General features: G+C 64.6%; 16 protein-coding genes and 3 tRNA genes. 3 read left to right on the forward strand and 16 right to left on the reverse strand.

The genetic code is table 11. The features are described 5' to 3' along the window. Positions 1-646 precede the first annotated feature (646 nt). Positions 647-1,567, reverse strand: coding sequence for a DUF2242 domain-containing protein (locus tag AC0SZ7_RS20590; RefSeq protein ID WP_475506123.1), 921 nt, complete (start codon positions 1,565-1,567; stop codon positions 647-649). 302 nt (positions 1,568-1,869) lie between these two features. Here AC0SZ7_RS20590 and AC0SZ7_RS20595 point away from each other — a divergent pair, with 302 nt between their 5' ends. From AC0SZ7_RS20595 to AC0SZ7_RS20605, 3 genes are read left to right on the forward strand one after another with little or no spacing between them, the layout of a single operon-like run. Further along, the gene (locus AC0SZ7_RS20595) at positions 1,870-2,553 is read left to right on the forward strand and encodes a CsgG/HfaB family protein (RefSeq protein WP_475506124.1); all 684 of its coding nucleotides are present in this window, start codon (positions 1,870-1,872) and stop codon (positions 2,551-2,553) included. A gap of 32 nt (positions 2,554-2,585) precedes the next feature. After that, positions 2,586-2,957: a DUF4810 domain-containing protein gene (locus tag AC0SZ7_RS20600; protein ID WP_475506125.1), complete on the forward strand. Its 372-nt coding sequence runs from the start codon at positions 2,586-2,588 to the stop codon at positions 2,955-2,957. Then, positions 2,957-3,616 carry a DUF799 domain-containing protein gene (locus AC0SZ7_RS20605; protein WP_475506126.1) on the forward strand — a complete coding sequence of 220 codons (660 nt, stop codon included), beginning with the start codon at positions 2,957-2,959 and terminating at the stop codon, positions 3,614-3,616. The genes AC0SZ7_RS20600 and AC0SZ7_RS20605 overlap by 1 nt, the downstream gene beginning before the upstream one ends. Before the next feature lie 206 nt (positions 3,617-3,822). On the opposite strand, the gene AC0SZ7_RS20610 is transcribed toward AC0SZ7_RS20605, so the two are convergent. From AC0SZ7_RS20610 to asd, 15 genes are all read right to left on the reverse strand, one after another. Then, positions 3,823-3,899, reverse strand: a tRNA-Asp gene (locus tag AC0SZ7_RS20610). A 94-nt stretch (positions 3,900-3,993) separates the two neighbouring features. After that, positions 3,994-4,070: transfer RNA gene (locus AC0SZ7_RS20615), tRNA-Asp, on the reverse strand. A gap of 62 nt (positions 4,071-4,132) precedes the next feature. Next, a tRNA-Val gene (locus tag AC0SZ7_RS20620) sits at positions 4,133-4,208 on the reverse strand. Between the two features lie 122 nt (positions 4,209-4,330). Further along, complete coding sequence (locus tag AC0SZ7_RS20625) at positions 4,331-5,107, reverse strand: SDR family oxidoreductase (protein WP_416426010.1); 777 nt, start codon at positions 5,105-5,107, stop codon at positions 4,331-4,333. Beyond that, positions 5,104-6,318 carry an O-succinylhomoserine sulfhydrylase gene (locus AC0SZ7_RS20630; RefSeq protein ID WP_475506127.1) on the reverse strand — a complete coding sequence of 405 codons (1,215 nt, stop codon included), beginning with the start codon at positions 6,316-6,318 and terminating at the stop codon, positions 5,104-5,106. The genes AC0SZ7_RS20625 and AC0SZ7_RS20630 overlap by 4 nt, the downstream gene beginning before the upstream one ends. Positions 6,319-6,484: 166 nt before the next feature. Further along, positions 6,485-7,990: an amidophosphoribosyltransferase gene (gene purF / locus AC0SZ7_RS20635; protein WP_475506128.1), complete on the reverse strand. Its 1,506-nt coding sequence runs from the start codon at positions 7,988-7,990 to the stop codon at positions 6,485-6,487. A 42-nt stretch (positions 7,991-8,032) separates the two neighbouring features. Continuing rightward, a complete protein-coding gene (locus AC0SZ7_RS20640; protein ID WP_416426015.1) occupies positions 8,033-8,593 on the reverse strand; it encodes a CvpA family protein in 561 nt (186 codons plus the stop codon). A gap of 77 nt (positions 8,594-8,670) precedes the next feature. Next, entirely contained in the window at positions 8,671-9,348 is a 678-nt protein-coding gene (locus tag AC0SZ7_RS20645; RefSeq protein WP_475506129.1) for an SPOR domain-containing protein, read from the reverse strand. Beyond that, positions 9,332-10,639, reverse strand: coding sequence for a bifunctional tetrahydrofolate synthase/dihydrofolate synthase (gene folC, locus AC0SZ7_RS20650; protein WP_475506130.1), 1,308 nt, complete (start codon positions 10,637-10,639; stop codon positions 9,332-9,334). The genes AC0SZ7_RS20645 and folC overlap by 17 nt, the downstream gene beginning before the upstream one ends. Next, positions 10,636-11,556 carry an acetyl-CoA carboxylase, carboxyltransferase subunit beta gene (gene accD / locus AC0SZ7_RS20655; protein ID WP_008375504.1) on the reverse strand — a complete coding sequence of 307 codons (921 nt, stop codon included), beginning with the start codon at positions 11,554-11,556 and terminating at the stop codon, positions 10,636-10,638. The genes folC and accD overlap by 4 nt, the downstream gene beginning before the upstream one ends. Before the next feature lie 311 nt (positions 11,557-11,867). Continuing rightward, a complete protein-coding gene (locus AC0SZ7_RS20660; RefSeq protein ID WP_475506131.1) occupies positions 11,868-12,500 on the reverse strand; it encodes a phosphoribosylanthranilate isomerase in 633 nt (210 codons plus the stop codon). A gap of 61 nt (positions 12,501-12,561) precedes the next feature. Next, entirely contained in the window at positions 12,562-13,416 is an 855-nt protein-coding gene (gene truA, locus AC0SZ7_RS20665; protein ID WP_475506132.1) for a tRNA pseudouridine(38-40) synthase TruA, read from the reverse strand. A 109-nt stretch (positions 13,417-13,525) separates the two neighbouring features. Continuing rightward, a complete protein-coding gene (locus AC0SZ7_RS20670; RefSeq protein ID WP_475506133.1) occupies positions 13,526-16,372 on the reverse strand; it encodes a motility hub landmark protein FimV in 2,847 nt (948 codons plus the stop codon). A gap of 137 nt (positions 16,373-16,509) precedes the next feature. Continuing rightward, on the reverse strand, positions 16,510-17,511 hold the full coding sequence (locus tag AC0SZ7_RS20675; protein WP_475506134.1) for an aspartate-semialdehyde dehydrogenase: 1,002 nt from the start codon (positions 17,509-17,511) through the stop codon (positions 16,510-16,512). A 179-nt stretch (positions 17,512-17,690) separates the two neighbouring features. Then, positions 17,691-18,803, reverse strand: coding sequence for an aspartate-semialdehyde dehydrogenase (asd, locus tag AC0SZ7_RS20680; protein WP_475506135.1), 1,113 nt, complete (start codon positions 18,801-18,803; stop codon positions 17,691-17,693). Positions 18,804-18,838: the final 35 nt, after the last annotated feature.

The following is an 18,838-nucleotide window of genomic DNA, read 5'->3' on the forward strand; positions in this document are numbered from 1 at the left end:
ACTCATCCATTCTATTGTCCTCTCGTTGGGGTCATTGACAGCATAGCGCTTGGCAATGAAAGAAAAATGACGGGGGTCAACGGAGAACGAGTACAGCAAACAGGAATTTACCCCACCTGCCGATCTTGACCTGGCTGCGATGTTGATCTGCTTGTGATCTGCTGTTGATCTGGCTTTTGATCTGGCTTTTGATCTGCTGTTGATCTGGCTTGTGATCTTGATTGTATGCCCCGTAAAGCGCCCGGGCCGACTGGAGGCGTCGATCAACGGGCTGCCCGAAGGGCCGAGGCCGCAGGCCGAAGAGACGGTAACCCGCAGGCTTCTATAGCGGGTGCCGTCTGCCCGTTGAGCGGCGCCGGAAGGAGGGGACCCGTAGCGCAGCGTAGGGCCCAAGCAGGGGCAAGCGTTTTTTGCTTACTTTTTTTGGCGTCTGAAAAAAAGTGAGTCGGCGTAAGGCCGAAACGGTCGGTGGTCGCACCGCGAAAATGGATATATTCGAAATCGCCGAAGCGGGCTACGCCAGGGACCGCTTGGCCAACGCCTCCAGTCGGCCCTGGCGCTTGATGGGGCACACAATCAAGATCAAAGGCCGCACGGGATCAAGATCAAACGCATCTTGCGGCGCACGCTTGATCTGGGTACGCCGTTACTGCGCGGCAGCGGCAGGCGTAGATGTTGTAGAGGTCGTTGTAGTGCTGCTGCTATCAGTACCAGTCGCAGCAGGCGCAGCTTCCGTGGTGGCAGTCGTCGACACCGGCGTGATCGGCGCCGCATCCGCCGGCGGCACCACCGGCTCCGAACCCTGCGTAGCAGCTGCAGTAGCTGCAGGCACGGCTGGCGCCGCCACCGCAGCAGCGGCAGGTGCCGGTGCTACAGGCTCAGCCGGTTTTTCAGACTCGGCCTTGGCCTCGGGCTTGACCTCAGGCTTGGCTTCTTCCTGCTTGGCCTCAGGCTTCACCTCGGGCTTGGGCTCCGGCACGCCAAGGTCAGCCTTGGGCTTGTCGACGATATGCGCAGCCTTCTTCGCCTCGGCGGGCAGATACACATCCACCAGGGCGAAGTAGCGGTCATAGAACTTGGCGGAGGTCACCGTCTCGCTGGCCACCTTGACCATCGAGTCGTCGGTGGAACCGATAGGCATCGACACCGAACCCAACACACCCACGCCAAGGCTGGCGGAGTTGTTGACCTTCTTCAGCGCATAGCGGTCCTGCAAGGCGTTGGCGAACATGGTCGAGGTCTGGTTGCTGTTGCCATCGGCGGCACAGGTGACGCTGAAGCTGATCTCCATGTGCGTCTCGCCCGTCTGCTGGAAGCTCTTGTGGCCGCTGAGCTGCTTGGGGTCGCTGCTGGTGATGATGTAGCCCTGGCTGAGCAGCGCACGGCGCGCGGCCTCGCACGATGACGAGTCGCTGACCGGGTAGTTGCGCGAGTAGGTCCCCGAGTCGGAGAACTCTTCGTGCTCGTACATGGCCGGTTTCTTCGAGGAACAGCCGCTCAGCGCGAGCAGCGAGACCGCCAAAGCACAGCCCAACCGTGGGGCGCTCAAGCTCAGTGACTTAGACATTGCGAATCCTGGGCAAACAATCAGCCTCTATTGTGCCTCACTACGGAGAAACAACGCGCATGAAATGAGTTTTAGACAACCTCCAACCCTACTACGACCTCCCGCCAGTTAAAAGCCCGGGCGACACATGGACGCGGTGTAAAGTCATATGACATCACCGCGACACCTAGGTAGGATGCGTCGCCTTCGTTACACATTCCCTCTGAAACACCGTGCAGTTCCGCATCCTTTTCCTGCGGGCACCGAGGGAATAGAGCTGTTGCGCGCCTTCAGGAAGATCATTGTCCATCAGGAGATTGTGTGTGAAAACTGTTACCCGTGGCTTGTGCCTGGGCCTGACCGCCCTGACCCTCGCCCTGACCGGCGGTTGCGCCACCGAAAGCTCCCAGGCCCTCACCGTGGCCAAGGTCGAAAGCGCCGGCCGCCCTTACGCCGGCCCGCGTTCGCCCATCGCCGTAGGCAAGTTCGACAACCGCTCCAGCTACATGCGCGGCATCTTTTCCGACGGCATCGACCGCCTCGGCAGCCAGGCCAAGACCGTGCTGATCACCCACCTGCAGCAAACCAACCGCTTCAACGTGCTGGACCGCGACAACATGGGCGAAATCGCCCAGGAAGCCGCCATCAAGGGCCAGGCGCAGAAGCTCAAGGGCGCTGACTACGTGGTGACCGGCGACGTCACCGAGTTCGGCCGCAAGGAAGTCGGCGACCACGAACTGTTCGGCATCCTGGGCCGCGGCAAGACCCAGGTAGCCTACGCCAAGGTGGCGCTGAACATTGTCAACATCAGCACCTCCGAGGTGGTGTATTCCACCCAGGGCGCCGGCGAATACTCCCTGTCCAACCGCGAAGTGATCGGCTTCGGCGGTACCGCCAGCTACGACTCCACTCTCAATGGCAAGGTGCTGGACCTGGCCATGCGCGAAGCCGTCAACCGCCTGGTTGAAGCCGTCGACAACGGCAGCTGGCAGCCGACCCGTCCGTAATTTCCCGCGTTACCCAAGGAGCGACATTCGTCATGGGCAAGACCTTCACGCCACGCCTCGGGCTGGCAATCACGGTGCTGGCCGGCGCCGTGCTGGGCGGCTGCGCGCAGCAACCCAAGACCCTGTACCAATGGGAAGGCTACCAGACCCAGGTACACGAGTATTTCAAGGGCGAGTCCAAGGAGCAGCAGGCGCAAGCCCTGGAAGCTGACCTGGAGAAGATCCGCGCCAAGAACGGCACCCCACCGCCGGGCTACCACGCCCAACTGGGGCTGCTGTATTCGAGCATGGGCAAAAACGATCAGATGATTCAGCAGTTCCAGCAGGAAAAGACGCTGTTCCCTGAATCTGCCGCCTACATGGACTTCCTGGTGAAGAACGCCACGCACGGAGCGACCCAATAATGCTGCGCCTGTTCAAACCCGCTGCGGCCCTGCTGGCCCTGGCCCTGCTGGGCGGCTGTGCCGGCCCGCAGAAAAACCTCGACTACACCGCCTTCAAGGCTGCGCGCCCGCACTCGATCCTGGTGCTGCCGCCGGTCAATGAATCGCCAGACGTGACGGCCACCTACAGCATGATGAGCCAGGTGACCTTCCCGCTGGCCGAGGCAGGCTACTACGTGATGCCGGTGGCCCTGGTGGACGAGACGTTCAAGCAGAACGGCCTGAACAACGCCGCCGAGATCAGCCAGGTACCAGCGCCAAAACTGCGCTCGATCTTCGGCGCCGACGCGGCGCTGTACGTGAAGGTGACGGACTACGGCACCAAGTACATGGTGCTCAGCAGCGCCACCATCGTTACTGCCACGGCCAGCCTGGTCGACCTGAAAACCGGCACCACCCTGTGGACCGGCGCGGCCTCGGCCTCCAGCGAAGAAGGCCAGAACAACAACGGCGGTGGCTTGATCGGCATGCTGATCACGGCGGCGGTGAAGCAGATCATCAACAGCAGCACCGACGCCGGCTACCCGATCGCGGGCTTGACCAGCGCCCGGTTGCTGTCGGCGGGGCACCCCAATGCCCTGCTGTATGGCCCGCGCTCGCCGAAGTACGGCACTGACTAAACCCCAAACCTCCGTAACCGCAACTGTTTTTGTGGGAGCTGGCTTGCCAGCGAGTTTTTCGGGCCTCAACAGCTCGCTGGCAAGCCAGCTCCCACAAGTTAGCTATTGCTACGGGGGTTTGGGTTATAAATCGCGGGCACAAAAAAAGCGACCCGAAGGTCGCTTTCTTTGTGCTTCAAGGAGTTCAAGGGCCTCGAAGCTTTGTATGGCGCAGCGGACGGGACTCGAACCCGCGACCCCCGGCGTGACAGGCCGGTATTCTAACCGACTGAACTACCGCTGCGTATCGCTTGCACTCGCGTGCAGTTGAAACAGGTCTGACCGAGACATTTCGAGCTTCTCGATCTCTGACACGGCAAGGCCGAATCAGGTAAAGATGGCGCAGCGGACGGGACTCGAACCCGCGACCCCCGGCGTGACAGGCCGGTATTCTAACCGACTGAACTACCGCTGCGCAGTGCTGGATGCCTTCTCAGTAACAAGGCCTCCCCTCTTTGGGATGAAAGAGGATCAGAGTGGTGGGTGATGACGGGATCGAACCGCCGACCCTCTGCTTGTAAGGCAGATGCTCTCCCAGCTGAGCTAATCACCCGCTTGCCTCTCCAATGACGCGAACTTTACGCAGCCACCGAAGGTAAGTCAATAACTTTATTGAAGTTTTTTCGGAAATGACAGTTTTCTTGCCGTGCCCCCCATCCTTGGGGGTGCCGTGCGTTATTCCTGGTAGATCATCTTGCGGGTCATGCCACCGTCCACCACCAGTTCCTGCCCGGTGACAAAGCCGGCATTGCGCGACAACAGCCACGCCACCAGCGCCGCCACGTCTTCCACGGTGCCCACGCGCCCAGCCGGGTGCTGGGCGTGGTCGGCATCGGACAGCGGCGCAGCGCGCCGTTCGGACGGGTCGCGGGCGTCGATCCAGCCGGGGCTCACGGCATTGACCCGAATTTCCGGGCCAAGGCTGATGGCCAGGGCGTGGGTCAAGGCCACCAGGCCGCCCTTGCTGGCCGCATAGGCCTCGGTGTCCGGCTCGGACTGGCCGGACCGGGTGGAAGCCAGGTTGACGATGGCGCCACCGTGCGCACGCAGGTACGGCGCACAGTGCTTGGCCAACAGCATCGGCCCACTGAGGTTGACCGCCAGCACGCGGTTCCACTTCTCCAGCGCCAGGGTTTCCAGCGTGGTGTTGTGGGGGTCGGTGATGGCGGCGTTGCACACCAGCGCGTCCAGGCGGCCGAACTGGCCCAGCACCTGGGCCACGCCCGCCTTCACCTGGGCTTCGTCAGCGACGTCCATGGCGATGAACAGCGCATTCTCGCCCAGCACTTGCGCCACCTTGGGGCCGCGCACGCGGTCAAGGTCGGTGAGCACCACTTGCCAGCCCTCGGCGATCAGCCAGGCAGCGATGCCCAGGCCGATGCCGCGCGCCGCCCCGGTGACCAGGGCGACCCGGCCATTGTGGCTGGCGGTTTTCGCAGACCAGTCGATCACAACGCCGCCAGGCCGCGCGCAAGGTCTGCTTGCAGGTCGGCAACGTCTTCCAGGCCTACCGCGACGCGGATCAGGCTGTCGCGGATACCGGCAGCTTCACGCTCGGCAGGCGACAGGCGACCATGGGAAGTGGTGCCCGGGTGGGTGATGGTGGTCTTGCTGTCGCCCAGGTTGGCGGTGATGGAGATCAGGCGGGTGGCGTCGATGAAGCGCCAGGCGCCCTCCTTGCCCCCCTTGACCTCGAAGCTGACCACACCACCGAAACCGCCGCGCATCTGGCGCTTGGCCAGTTCATGCTGCGGGTGGCTTGGCAGGCCGGCGTAGTGCACTTTCTCGATCCCGTCCTGCTGCTCCAGCCACTCGGCCAGGGCCTGGGCGCTGGCGCAGTGGGCGCGCATGCGCAGGTTCAGGGTTTCCAGGCCCTTGAGGAACACCCAGGCGTTGAACGGGCTCAGGGAAGCGCCGGCAGTGCGCACCACGCCGACCATTTCCTTCATGTGCTCGGCACGGCCAGCGACGACACCGCCCATGCAGCGGCCCTGGCCATCGATGAACTTGGTCGCCGAATGCACGACGATGTCGGCGCCCAGCTTCAGCGGCTGCTGCAGCGCAGGGGTGCTGAAGCAGTTGTCCACCACCAGCAGGGTGCCCTTGGCGTGGGCGATCTCGGCCAGGGCGGTGATGTCCACCAGCTCCGCCAGGGGGTTGGACGGCGACTCGACGAACAGCAGCTTGGTGTTGGCCTTGATGGCGGCGTTCCAGGCGTCGAGGTTGGCCAGCGGCACGTAGTCCACTTCGATGCCGAAGCGCTTGAAGTACTTGTCGAACAGGCTGATGGTCGAGCCGAACACGCTCTGGGAGATCAGCACGTGGTCGCCGGCGCTGCACAGGCCCATGGCCACGGCGGTGATGGCGGCCATGCCGGTGGCGAAGCCCACGGCCTGCTCGGCACCTTCGAGAGCTGCGATGCGCTCCTCGAACGAACGCACGGTAGGGTTGGTGTAGCGCGAGTAGACGTTGCCTGGCACTTCACCGGCAAAGCGCGCCGCCGCGTCAGCCGCGGTGCGGAAAACATAGCTGGAAGTGAAGAACAGCGGGTCGCTGTGCTCGCCTTCCGGCGTACGGTGCTGACCGGCGCGCACGGCCAGGGTGTCAAACGAGACCCCTTCCAGATCGCTGTCCAGCCGCCCGGCGTCCCATTCCTGTGTCATGCCGCTACTCCCAAAGCTATTGATTAGAAAATGCAGGGTGGAGAGTTTAGCAAATTATGGCCCGGGACGCGGCCTGCGGCCGCTGCTACAGGGGGTGTTGTAGCTACCACAAAAAAAACGCCCGGGCTCTTTGCAGAGGCCCGGGCGTGGTGGAACGCGCTACCGATCAGTTGTTGTACAGATCGATGATCGCGCTCACGGCCTGGGTCTTGATTTTCGAGGCATCGTTGCGCGCCTGTTCGATCTTGTTCAGGTATTTCTCGTCAATGTCGCCGGTCACGTACTTACCGTCGAACACCGCGCAGTCGAAGTGCTCGATCTTGACCTTGCCACCGCCAACCGCGTCGATCAGGTCCGGCAGGTCCTGGTAGATCAGCCAGTCGGCGCCGATCAGGTCGGCCACTTCCTGGGTGCTGCGGTTGTGCGCGATCAGCTCGTGGGCGCTTGGCATGTCGATGCCGTAGACGTTCGGGTAGCGAACGGCCGGGGCTGCCGAGCAGAAGTAGACGTTCTTGGCACCGGCTTCACGGGCCATCTGGATGATCTGCTTGCAGGTGGTGCCGCGCACGATCGAGTCGTCCACCAGCATCACGTTCTTGCCGCGGAATTCCAGCTCGATGGCGTTGAGCTTCTGGCGTACCGATTTCTTGCGCGCGGCCTGGCCGGGCATGATGAAGGTACGGCCGATGTAGCGGTTCTTGACGAAACCTTCGCGGAATTTCACGCCCAGGTGGTTGGCCAGTTCCAGCGCCGCGGTGCGGCTGGTGTCCGGAATCGGGATGACCACGTCGATGTCGTGCTCGGGGCGCTCGCGCAGGATTTTCTCGGCCAGCTTCTCGCCCATGCGCAGGCGCGCCTTGTATACCGAGATGCCGTCGATGATCGAGTCGGGACGGGCCAGGTACACGTGTTCGAAGATGCACGGTGCGTAGTGCGGGTTCGGCGCGCACTGGCGGGTGTGCAGCTTGCCGTCTTCGGTGATGTACACCGCTTCGCCCGGGGCCAGGTCACGGATCAGGGTGAAGCCCAGCACGTCCAGGGAGACGCTTTCGGAGGCGATCATGTACTCCACGCCTTCGTCGGTGTGGCGCTGGCCGAAGACGATCGGACGGATCGCGTTCGGGTCGCGGAAGCCGACAATGCCGTAGCCGGTGATCATCGCTACCACGGCGTAGCCGCCCTTGCAGCGCTTGTGCACGTCGGCGACGGCGGCGAACACGTCTTCCTCGGTAGGCTGCAGTTGCTTGCGCGTGGCCAGCTCATGGGCGAACACGTTCAGCAGCACTTCGGAGTCGGAGCTGGTGTTGACGTGACGCAGGTCCGATTCGTAGATCTCCTTGGCCAACTGTTCAACGTTGGTCAGGTTGCCGTTGTGCGCCAGGGTGATGCCATACGGCGAGTTGACGTAGAACGGCTGGGCCTCGGCCGAGGTCGAGCTGCCCGCGGTCGGGTAGCGCACATGGCCGATGCCCATGTTGCCCACCAGGCGCTGCATATGGCGCTGCTGGAACACATCACGCACCAACCCGTTGTCCTTGCGCAGGAATAACCGGCCGTCATGGCTGGTCACAATACCGGCAGCGTCCTGGCCGCGGTGCTGGAGGACGGTTAGCGCGTCATACAGCGCCTGATTGACGTTCGACTTACCGACGATACCGACGATGCCACACATGCGACGCAACCCCTACTTAATGAATCTGAACTGAACAACCCTTCATTGACCCTTGTGAGCGGTCGGGAAGAGTTGATCCTTGAACGGAATATCAACTGGTGTGCTGATTCCGCTGGCGAGCCACTGGCTGGTCATCCCCAGAACGAGGTTTTTCGACCAGTCGGCGACCAATAGAAATTGGGGCACCAGCCGAGACTGTTGCCACCAGGTGTCTTGTTGAAACGGGCCCAGGCTCAGCAGCCCGACGCCGACGACCACCAACAGGCCGCCGCGCGCCGCGCCGAAGGCGGTGCCCAGGAACCGATCGGTACCGGACAGGCCGGTCACGCGGATCAGTTCACCAATGAGAAAGTTGACCATGGCGCCGACCAGCAGCGTGGCGACGAACAGGATGGCGCAGCCTGCGATCACGCGGGCCGAAGGCGTCTGAATGTAGCCTTCCAGGTATTGTGACAATGCGCCTCCGAACATCCAGGCGACCGCACCGGCAATGATCCAGGTGAGCAGAGACAAGGCTTCCTTGACGAAGCCGCGCTTCAAGCTGATCAAAGCGGAGATGGCGATAATCGCGAGTATCGCCCAGTCAACCCAGGTAAATGCCACGGTGCAGCCTGCAACAGGATAAGGCGGCGCATTTTAGCAGAGCGCCGCCTTATGGGTAAGCAGTGATTGCCAGCTGTTTAGTTGCGTTCCGGCTGGAACCGTACCACAAAACCCTTGACGTTCTGCTGGCGGCTGATCAGGTCGCGCAGGCGCTCTGCCTCGGCGCGGTCGATCAGCGGCCCCACGAACACCCGGTTCATGCCGTCGGCCGAGCGTACAAAGGCATTATAGCCCTGGCTGCGCAGGGATTTCTGCAGGCTGTCGGCGCTGCCGCGGTTGGACAGGCTGGCCAATTGCACGGCCCAGCTGACCGGCAGGCCATTGGCGTCGATCTTGCTGGCGGCAGGGTCGGCCTTGGCAACCTGGGCAGGCGCCGGCGCTGGCTTGGCCACAGGCGCTGGAGCCGGCTTTGGCGCAGGCGCCTGCACCGGCTGCTGGGCCTGCTGCTGCACACGGGGCGCCGGGGCGACGACCGGTTGCGGGGCCACGGGCATGGACGGCGGCGGCGCGGTAGGCGCGGCCTGGGCTTCGACCGTTTCGGCATCCTGGGGCAGGCTTTGCTGCTCGGGCACCGGCACCGGCTCTACCTTGACCTGCGGGACAACCGGCGCCTGCGGGGCTTCGGGCGCATCCACGCGCACCTGCCGCAGCTCATCCTGGCGGGAAAACAGCATCGGCAGGAAAATCACCGCCAGGGCAATCAGCACCAGGGCACCGACCATGCGCTGTTTGAACACCTTATCCAGCAAAGCCATCCGCAACTTCCTCCGTGGCATGCCGGGCCAGCCATTCCAGGGCTTCGCCGACACAATAAAAAGATCCGAACAGCAGTATTTCATCATCCGCCGTTGCCAGGTCGCACTGGGCCTCAAGGGCCTGTTCGACGCTGGCATAGGACGCCACGGTCGCGCCAAGGTTCGCCAGGGCCTGCGCCAGTTCGTCCGCCGGGCGCGTGCGGCCGGTCGGCAGCGGTGTTACCGCCCACTGCGCGACATGGTTGGCCAGCGGCGCGATCACGCCTTCCAGGTCCTTGTCAGCCAGCAGGCCGAACACCGCCAGGCGCTTGCCCTGCGGTGGCCGGGCGGCCAGGCGGCGCGCCAGGTACTCGGCGGCGTGGGGATTGTGCCCCACGTCCAGCAACAGGTTCAGGGGCTTGCCTTTCCAGGTCACCTGGCGCCGATCCAGGCGGCCGGTGACGCGGGTGGCCAGCAAGGCGGCGATCAATTGCTCACGCTGCCACGCAAGGCCTGTCAGGCCATAGGCCTGCAGCGCCAGGGCGGCGTTTTCCATGGGCAGGTCCAGCAGCGGCAGGCCGTCCAGCACCAGCGCATCGCCGTCCAGGGTGCGGCCACGCCACTGCCATTGGTTGTCGCCGATGGCCAGGTCGTAGGCATCACCGCGCAGGAAGAACGGGCAGCCCAGTTCGGCCACCTTGTCCAGCACGGTGTGCGGCGGGTCGAGGTCGCCACACAGCGCCGGGTGGCCGGCGCGCATGATGCCGGCCTTCTCGAAGCCCACCGACTCACGGGTGTTGCCCAGGTAATCGGCGTGGTCCAGGCCCACGCTGGTAATCAGGGACAGGTCGGCATCGATCAGGTTGACCGCATCCAGCCGCCCGCCCAGGCCCACTTCCAGCACCACGGCGTCCAGCGCCGCCTGCTTGAACAGCCAGAAGGCTGCCAGGGTGCCCATTTCGAAGTAGGTCAGGGAAATTTCGCCACGGGCTGCTTCCAGGGCCGCGAAGGCCTCGCACAGCCGGGCATCGTCGACTTCCACGCCCTCGATCAGCACCCGCTCGTTGTAGCGCAGCAGGTGTGGCGAGGCGTAGACGCCGACTTTCAGGCCCTGGGCCTTGAGCAGCGAAGCGACAAAGGCGCACGTAGAGCCCTTGCCGTTGGTGCCGGTGACGGTAATGACCCGGGGCGCCAGGCGACCCAGGCCCAGCCGCGCCAGCACTTGCTGGCAACGGTCCAGGCCCATGTCGATGGCCGCCGGGTGCAACTGCTCAAGATAAGCGAGCCACTCGCCCAGGGTACGTTGCGTCATACGGTGGCAGGCGCCGGTGGAACGACCATCGGCTCGATGGGAGCGGCGACGAAGGTTGGCGTCGGCAGGCCCATCATCTGTGCCAGCAGGCTGCCCAGGCGTGGGCGCAGTTCCTGGCGCGAGACGATCATGTCGATGGCACCGTGTTCCAGCAGGAATTCGCTGCGCTGGAAGCCTTCCGGCAGTTTTTCACGCACGGTCTGCTCGATCACGCGCGGGCCGGCGAAGCCGATCAGGGCCTTGGGTTCGGCGACGATCACGTCACCCAGCATGGCCAGCGAGGCGGAAACACCACCGTACACCGGGTCCGTCAGCACGGAGATGAACGGCAGGCCTTCTTCACGCAGGCGCGCCAGCACGGCCGAGGTCTTGGCCATCTGCATCAGCGAGATCAGCGCTTCCTGCATGCGCGCACCACCGGAGGCGGCGAAGCACACCATCGGGCAGCGGTTTTCCAGGGCGTAGTTGGCCGCGCGCACGAAGCGCTCGCCGACGATGGCACCCATGGAGCCGCCCATGAACGAGAATTCGAAGGCGCTGCACACCACCGGCATGCCCAGCAGGGTACCGCTGATGGAGATCAGCGCGTCTTTCTCGCCGGTCTGCTTCTGGGCGCCGACCAGGCGGTCCTTGTACTTCTTGCCGTCGCGGAATTTCAGGCGGTCCACTGGCTCCAGGTCCGCGCCCAGCTCGTTGCGGCCTTCGGCGTCAAGGAAGATGTCCAGGCGCGCACGGGCGCCGATGCGCATGTGGTGGTTGCACTTGGGGCAAACGTCCAGGGTCTTTTCCAGCTCTGGACGGTACAGCACCGCCTCGCAGGACGGGCACTTGTGCCACAAGCCTTCAGGCACCGAGCTTTTCTTCACCTCGGAACGCATGATCGAAGGGATCAGTTTGTCTACCAACCAGTTGCTCATGCTTTATTTCTCCAGTAACGGGGACAGCTCGCGCGATCCCGCGCATGCCCTTGAGCTCAATTTAATTCGTGTAAAGGATGGGGAACTGCACGTATGCGCTCGCGCCATCTTCAAATTCCGGATGGCCGACCCATCGGTCGCCATCGCCTTGCCAGAGGTATGGACGGTGGCAGATTGGCAACCGTCACATCCCTTGGCACAACCTCACCTGACCCCGTGGGAGCGGGCTGCGCCCGCGAAGCAGACACCACGGTAATTCAGCAACTGCGCGGCGGGCTTTTCGCGGGCAGAGCCCGCTCCCACGTTGGTCGTCATTCGCGCGAATTCGTACCGCGTACTGCTTGCATGAACGCCTCGATCTTTTCCGCGTCCTTGATACCTTTCGCGGCCTCTACCCCGCCGCTGACGTCTACCGCGTAGGGTTTTACCTGGGCGATGGCCTGGGCCACGTTGGCCGCCGACAGGCCGCCGGCCAGGATGATCGGCTTGCTCAGCCGCGCAGGCACCAGGCTCCAGTCGAACGCCTCGCCGGTACCGCCCGGCACGCCGGCCACGAAGGTGTCCAGCAAGATACCGCTGGCACCGCTGTACTGCTTGCAGATGGCTTCCAGGTCCTCGCCCGGGCGCACACGCACGGCCTTGATGTATGGGCGGTGGTAGCCCTCGCAGTCGGCCGGGGTTTCGTCGCCGTGGAACTGCAGCAGGTCCAGCGGCACCACTTCCAGAATCTCGTTCAGCTCGCAGCGGCTGGCATTGACGAGCAGCCCCACGGTGGTGACGAACGGTGGCAACGCCCGCACGATGGCGCGCGCCTGCTCTGCCGTTACCGCCCGCGGGCTCTTGGCATAAAACACCAGGCCAATGGCATCGGCGCCCGCCTCGGCTGCGGCCAGCGCGTCCTCGATGCGGGTAATACCGCAGATTTTGCTGCGAACGGCGGACATATGCGGAAAAACCTCAGGAAGACGCCAAAGCTTTGGATGTTAGCAAATGGATTCCATGCCGTCAGCCCGGCAATGTATCGAAGCCTGTCAGGAAGTGCGGGCCGATATAGCGTTCCGGCAGCGGGAACTCGTCGCGGTACTCCACCTGCACCAGGTACAGGCCGAACGGGTGCGCCGTGACCCCGCCGGCGCGGCGCTCGCGGCCTTCCAGCACTTCGCGCATCCACTCCACCGGGCGCTCGCCGGCGCCGATGGTCATCAGCACGCCGGCGATGTTGCGCACCATGTGGTGCAGGAAGGCGTTGGCGCGGATATCCAGCACGATCATCTTGCCGTGGCGGGTGACACGGGCGTGGTGCATCTGCTTGATCGGCGACTTGGCCTGGCACTGGCCGGCCCGGAAGGCGCTGAAGTCATGGGTGCCGATCAGGTACTGGGCGGCCTCGGCCATGCGCTCCACATCCAGTGGGCGGTGGTTCCAGGTGATCTCGTCGCCCAGGTGCGCGGGGCGGATCTGGTCGTTGTAGATCACGTAGCGGTAGCGCCGGGCGATGGCCGTGAAGCGCGCATGGAAAGTGGCGGGCATTTCCTTGGCCCAGGTCACGCTGATGTCGTGGGGCAGGTTGATGTTGGCGCCCATGGTCCAGGCCTTCATGGAGCGCACCGCGCGGGTGTCGAAGTGCACCACCTGGCCGCAGGCATGCACGCCGGCGTCGGTGCGGCCGGCGCACATCAGGTCGACGGGCGAGTCGGCGACGATCGACAGGGCCTTTTCCAGGGTTTCCTGCACGGTCAGCACGCCGCTGGCCTGGCGCTGCCAGCCGCGGTAGCGCGAGCCTTTGTATTCAACGCCCAGGGCGATGCGGGTGAAGCCTTCGGCAGCGACTTCGCTGGCCGATTGTTGAAGAATGTCCACGTGGTTCAAGCCTGTGATAAAGCGCAATGGCCGCCATTATACGGGGCCAGGCGGCAGAAACGACAACGGCAGCCACGCGGGCTGCCGTTGTCATGGTGCGGTGAACGCCTCAGACCAGCCGCGACAGCATCTCGCGAGCTTCGCTCTGCTGGCCTTCGGTGCCTTCCTTGACCACTTCGTCGAGGATGTCGCGTGCACCGTCATGGTCGCCCATCTCGATGTAGGCACGCGCCAGGTCGAGCTTGGTGGCCGCCTCGTCGGTGCCCGACAGGTAGTCGAAGTCGTCTTCGAACGGCGGCAGGTCGTCGAGGTTGTCGAGGTCATCGAACGCTGGCTTGGCGGCCGGCTTCGCGGCTGGCGCCTCCACCGGCTTGTCCTCGGCCGTGAACGGCTCGGCAATCGGCGGGTGCTCAAGGCTGGCGGACAGCTTGTCGAGCTCGGCGCTGACGTCACCCAGTTCGTCGTGCAGCTTGTCCGGGGTGGCGGGCGGCGTGGCGTCCATTTCCTCGGCCAGGGACAGGTCGAAGTCTTCCGGCAGCTCCAGATCATCGACCGGCGCGGGCGGCACTTCAGGCTTGTCCAGGTTCAGCTCGGCCTCGAAGTCTTCCAGCTGTGCTTCCAGTTCCGGGTCCAGGGCTGGCGCGGCCGGTTCGTCGTCGGCGATGGACAGGTCGAAATCGGCCAGGTCATCTACCGGCGGCTCTTCGGCAGGCACGCTGTGCTCGGCCAGCAACGCCTCGAAGTCCAGGTCGTCCTCTTCCAGGGCCGACGGCGCTTCCACGGCAGGCTCCGGCTCGGCTGCGGCCTCCAGCGGTTGCGGGGCGTCCAGCACCAGGTCGTCGTCGAAATCGGCAACGTCCAGGTCCGGCTCCAGCGGCGCGCTGAGGTCGTCGTCCAGGTTCAGGTCGAAATCGCTGTCGAAGGTGTCGTCGATCGGGTCGGCGGCGCCCGGCTCGTCCATCAACAGGTCCTTGACGTACTGGGCATCCAGTTCGGCAGCAACGGCAGCTGCGCCAGCGGCGGCCATGGCCACCCCGAGCATGGCCGGGAAGCGTGCTTTCAGCGCCTCCACGGCATTGTGGTTCTGGCCGGTGGCAACCAGTTGGCGCTCTTCGCCGATAAAGGCGTTGCGGTCACCCTGGTGGGCATAGACTTCCATCAGCTTGAGGCGCAGGTCGCTGCGGTCGGGCTGGGCCTTCACGGCCGGCTCCAGCAGGTCGGCGGCCTCGCCCAGGCGCCCTTCGGCGATCAGGCGCTCAGCTTCGGCCAGCACGTCGGCTTCAGGGGCAACCACCGGCGCCACTTTCGGCTCGATGACCGACGCCACCAGCGGCTCCACCACAGGGGCGGCGACAACGGGCTCGGCCGCCGGGCGCAGTGGCGGCGTGGGGATGATCTCCGACACGGGCGGCTGCACCACCGGCGCCGGCTCGGCGGCGGCCACGGCGGCTGCAGCAGAGGCGGCGACCATGGCCGGCGCCAGCTTCACCGCCGGCGGCGGGGTTTCCAGGCCTTCGAAGCTGCTGGGCGGCAGGTCCAGGTCCTTGTCGAAATCGGTTTCCTCGGCCAGGGCACGGGCCATGCGCATGTGCTTCTCGGCTTCCAGCTGCGCCTTGCGACGGCGCGCCAGCAGCAGCGCCGCCAGCAACAGGATCAGCACCGCGGCGCCACCGATCAGGCCCAGCATGATCGGGCTGGTCAGGAACTTGCCGAACAGCCCTGGCTGCGCCTCTTCGGCCGGCGCTGGGGCTGCCACCGGTGCAGGGGTTGGCGCCGGCGTTGGCGTGGCGGCATCCGCAGGCGTGGCCGGTGCGGCAGGTGCTGCCGGCGCGGCGGCGCCTGGCGCCGGCGTCAGCTGGGCGTCGACGGCCGGTGCGGGCGTGGCCGGTGCAGTGGCCTCGGCAGCTGGCACTGCTGGCGCGGCGGCGCCTGCGGCTTCCAGCTTGGCCAGTTGGTCATTCTTGAGCTGGATCAGCTTCTGCAGCTTGTCCAGTTGGCTCTGCAGGTCACCCATGCGGCTTTTCAGCTCGGCATTGTCGCGGCGGGTGGCGTCGAGGTTTTCCTTGGCCTGGGCCAGGCGCGCCTGACGGTCGCCGGCCTTGCCCTGGCCGTTCTTGCCATCGGCAGCCACCAGGCTGAGCTTGTCGCCCGCCTCGGTCTGCGCCGGTGCATTACCGGTGCCGGTGCGGCGGGTGGCGTCCAGCTGCTGGGCGCGCGGACCCAGGCGGCGGCCTTCACGCCAGGCGGCGTTCTGGCGGGCCACTTCGGCAATCGCCGGGCCCTGGCCCAGGGCGGTGGCTTGCGGGGCGTCCGGCAGGCGCAGCACCTGGCCGGTCTTGAGACGGTTGATGTTGCCATCGACGAAGGCGTCGGGGTTCAGCGCCTGGATAGCCAGCATGGTCTGCTGCACGGTGGCAGGCGGCACGGCGTTCTTCTGGGCAATGTCCCACAGGGTATCGCGCTTGCCGGTGGTGTAGCCGCCTTCGCTGCCCTGGGTCTGGCTGGTGAGCGCAGGGGTGGTGGCAGGTTGCACGGGGGCGGCGTTCTGCGGCCCGAATTTGCTCGAATCGACCAACACGCTGTAATCGCGCAACAGGCGGCCCTGGGGCCACAGCACCTGCACCAGGAACTTGAGCATCGGCTCGCTGACCGGCTGCTTCGAGGTGACGCGAATCACGCTGCGGCCGCCACTGTTGATCACCGGGGTGAACGTCAGGTCATTGAGGATGGCATCGCGGTTCACGCCCGCTTTCTGGAACTCTTCGGGCGAGGCCAGGCTGGGCTTGATGTCGGCCGGCGCCAGGTCGCGAACGTCGAGCAGTTCGATCTCGGCCACCAGCGGCTGGTTGGCGGCCGACTTGAGGGTGACCTCACCCAGATCCAGTGCACGCGCCATACCGGAGGACAGCGCCGAAGCGGCGGCTATTGCTAACACCAGTTTGCGAACTTGAACCATGGCCTAATCCTTGTTTGAACATTTCCTCGGCAAGCGAGAAGAAGTGAAAAGCTGCCTGGAGGCAGCTCACCTCAAGCAATCGGCCCGGCGCTTGGCGCCGGGCTAGAATCATTATGCAAATTGTTGCCAAGTATCTTTTACAGCAGGTCTTTTATCAACAACTCAGCCAGCTGCACGGCGTTGAGCGCAGCGCCCTTGCGCACGTTATCGAGCGTAGCCCAAAGGTTGAGTTCGCAGGGGTCATCAATGCCGGTGCGCACGCGACCAACATAGACCACATCCTGGCCCACTGCGTCACCCACCGGGGTGGGGAAGTCACCCTCCTCCACCAGTTCCACGCCCTCGGCACTGTCCAGCGCGGCATTCACCGCAGCCAGGTCGACAGCTGCTTCGGTCTGCAACGACACAGTGAGGCTATCGCCAAAAAACACCGGAGCTTGAACGCAAGTCACGGAAATCTTTAACAAAGGCAGTTGCAGCAGCTCACGCAGTTCGGTGACCAGGCGGCGCTCCAGGGCAACATGGCCCTGGGCGTCCGGCTTGCCCACCTGGGGCAGCAGGTTGAACGCTACCTGCCGGTCAAAGAAACGCGGCTCCAGCGGGCGGGCGTTGAGCAGCTCGGCGGTTTGGCGCGCCAGCTCGCTGACCGCCTCGCGGCCCAGCGCCGACACGGCCATGGCGACGGTGACATTGACCCGCACCAGGGCTAATTGTTCACGCAGCGGCGCCAGAATCAGCGCCAGGGCCACCGCGCTGGAGCTGGGGCTGCCCACCTGCACCGGGGCTTTCAGCGTGGCCAGCACCTGGCCGTTGGCCTCGGGCACCACGTGTGGCGCCGCCAGCTCGCCAGACAAGTCGATGACCGTGCAACCGGCGGCCGCGGCCTTGGCGGCGAAGCTGCGGGTAACCGCGGCGCCAGCAGCGAAGAACGCCACGCGCACCTGTTTGAAGTCGAACTGCTCCACCTCGCGCACGCGCACGTTGCGGCCGCGGAACGGCACCGAGGCCCCCGCCGACTCGATGCTGGCCAGCAGGTGCAGGTTGCCCACCGGGAAATCACGCTCCTCGAGGACCTGCACCAGGGTTTCGCCGACGGTACCGGTGGCGCCGATGATGGCGATATCAAAAGTCTGGGTCATGGAAGGTTCCTCGGGGAGTTGGCAGGGGGGCGGCACTTTACTGGATTGGCCGCCGTTGTGGGAAATTTCGCATGGTGTGGGTCCTGACGCAGCCTTCGGCAGCTGCTACGGGGCTGTGTGGCGTCCGCATAAAAAAACCCGCGCACAAGGCACGGGTTTCTTTCAACTCAGGGCAGCACTTACCGCTCCAGCAGAATCCGCAGCATGCGGCGCAGCGGTTCGGCGGCGCCCCACAGCAGCTGGTCGCCGACGGTGAACGCGCCCAGGTACTGGGAACCCATGTTCAGCTTGCGCAGGCGGCCAACCGGCACGTTCAGGGTGCCAGTAACGTTGGTCGGGCTCAGCTCCTGCATGCTGATTTCGCGCTGGTTCGGCACCAGCTTGACCCATGGGTTGTGCTGGCTGATCAGGCCTTCGATGTCGGCCAGCGGCACGTCCTTGTTCAGCTTGATGGTCAGCGCCTGGCTGTGGCAACGCATGGCGCCGATACGCACGCAGATGCCGTCGACCGGGATCGGGCTCTTGAAGCGGCCCAAAATCTTGTTGGTCTCGGCCTGGGCCTTCCATTCTTCGCGGCTCTGGCCGTTCGGCAGTTCCTTGTCGATCCACGGGATCAGGCTGCCTGCCAGCGGCACGCCGAAGTTTTCCGTTGGGTAGGCTTCGCTGCGCATGGCTTCGGCCACCTTGCGGTCGATGTCGAGGATGGCGCTGGCCGGGTTGGCCAGGTCATCGGCGACGGCCGCGTGGGTAGCGCCCATCTGGCGGATCAGCTCGCGCATGTTCTGCGCGCCGGCGCCCGAGGCCGCCTGGTAGGTCATGGCACTCATCCATTCCACCAGGCCGGCTTCGAACAGGCCGCCCAGGCCCATCAGCATCAGGCTGACGGTGCAGTTGCCGCCGATGTAGTTCTTGGTGCCGGCATCCAGCTGCTGGTCGATGACCTTGCGGTTGACCGGGTCCAGCACGATGACCGCGTCATCCTGCATGCGCAGGCTGGAAGCGGCGTCGATCCAGTAGCCCTGCCAGCCGGCTTCACGCAGCTTGGGGAATACCTCGCTGGTGTAGTCGCCGCCCTGGCAGGTCAGAATGACATCGAGGGTTTTCAACTCTTCAATGCTGTAAGCGTCCTTGAGCGGGGCAATATCCTTGCCTACCGCCGGGCCTTGGCCGCCGACATTGGAAGTGGTGAAAAACACCGGCTCGATAAGATCGAAGTCCTGCTCTTCCAGCATCCGCTGCATGAGCACGGAACCGACCATACCGCGCCAACCGATCAGACCTACACGTTTCATCGCAACTACACCTTTGACAAAAAAGTGGGCCGCTA

The organism is Pseudomonas sp. JC1203, from assembly GCF_056175065.1.

Bases quoted from the DNA above. Each gene is read 5' to 3' on its own strand.
- accD (WP_008375504.1), bottom strand. From the start codon at position 11,556: ATGAGCAACTGGTTGGTAGACAAACTGATCCCTTCGATCATGCGTTCC.
- AC0SZ7_RS20590 (WP_475506123.1), bottom strand. From the start codon at position 1,567: ATGTCTAAGTCACTGAGCTTGAGCGCCCCACGGTTGGGCTGTGCTTTG.
- AC0SZ7_RS20670 (WP_475506133.1), bottom strand. From the start codon at position 16,372: ATGGTTCAAGTTCGCAAACTGGTGTTAGCAATAGCCGCCGCTTCGGCG.
- AC0SZ7_RS20645 (WP_475506129.1), bottom strand. From the start codon at position 9,348: ATGGCTTTGCTGGATAAGGTGTTCAAACAGCGCATGGTCGGTGCCCTG.
- AC0SZ7_RS20600 (WP_475506125.1), top strand. From the start codon at position 2,586: ATGGGCAAGACCTTCACGCCACGCCTCGGGCTGGCAATCACGGTGCTG.
- asd (WP_475506135.1), bottom strand. From the start codon at position 18,803: ATGAAACGTGTAGGTCTGATCGGTTGGCGCGGTATGGTCGGTTCCGTG.
- AC0SZ7_RS20675 (WP_475506134.1), bottom strand. From the start codon at position 17,511: ATGACCCAGACTTTTGATATCGCCATCATCGGCGCCACCGGTACCGTC.
- folC (WP_475506130.1), bottom strand. From the start codon at position 10,639: ATGACGCAACGTACCCTGGGCGAGTGGCTCGCTTATCTTGAGCAGTTG.
- AC0SZ7_RS20660 (WP_475506131.1), bottom strand. From the start codon at position 12,500: ATGTCCGCCGTTCGCAGCAAAATCTGCGGTATTACCCGCATCGAGGAC.
- AC0SZ7_RS20630 (WP_475506127.1), bottom strand. From the start codon at position 6,318: ATGACACAGGAATGGGACGCCGGGCGGCTGGACAGCGATCTGGAAGGG.
- purF (WP_475506128.1), bottom strand. From the start codon at position 7,990: ATGTGTGGCATCGTCGGTATCGTCGGTAAGTCGAACGTCAATCAGGCG.
- AC0SZ7_RS20605 (WP_475506126.1), top strand. From the start codon at position 2,957: ATGCTGCGCCTGTTCAAACCCGCTGCGGCCCTGCTGGCCCTGGCCCTG.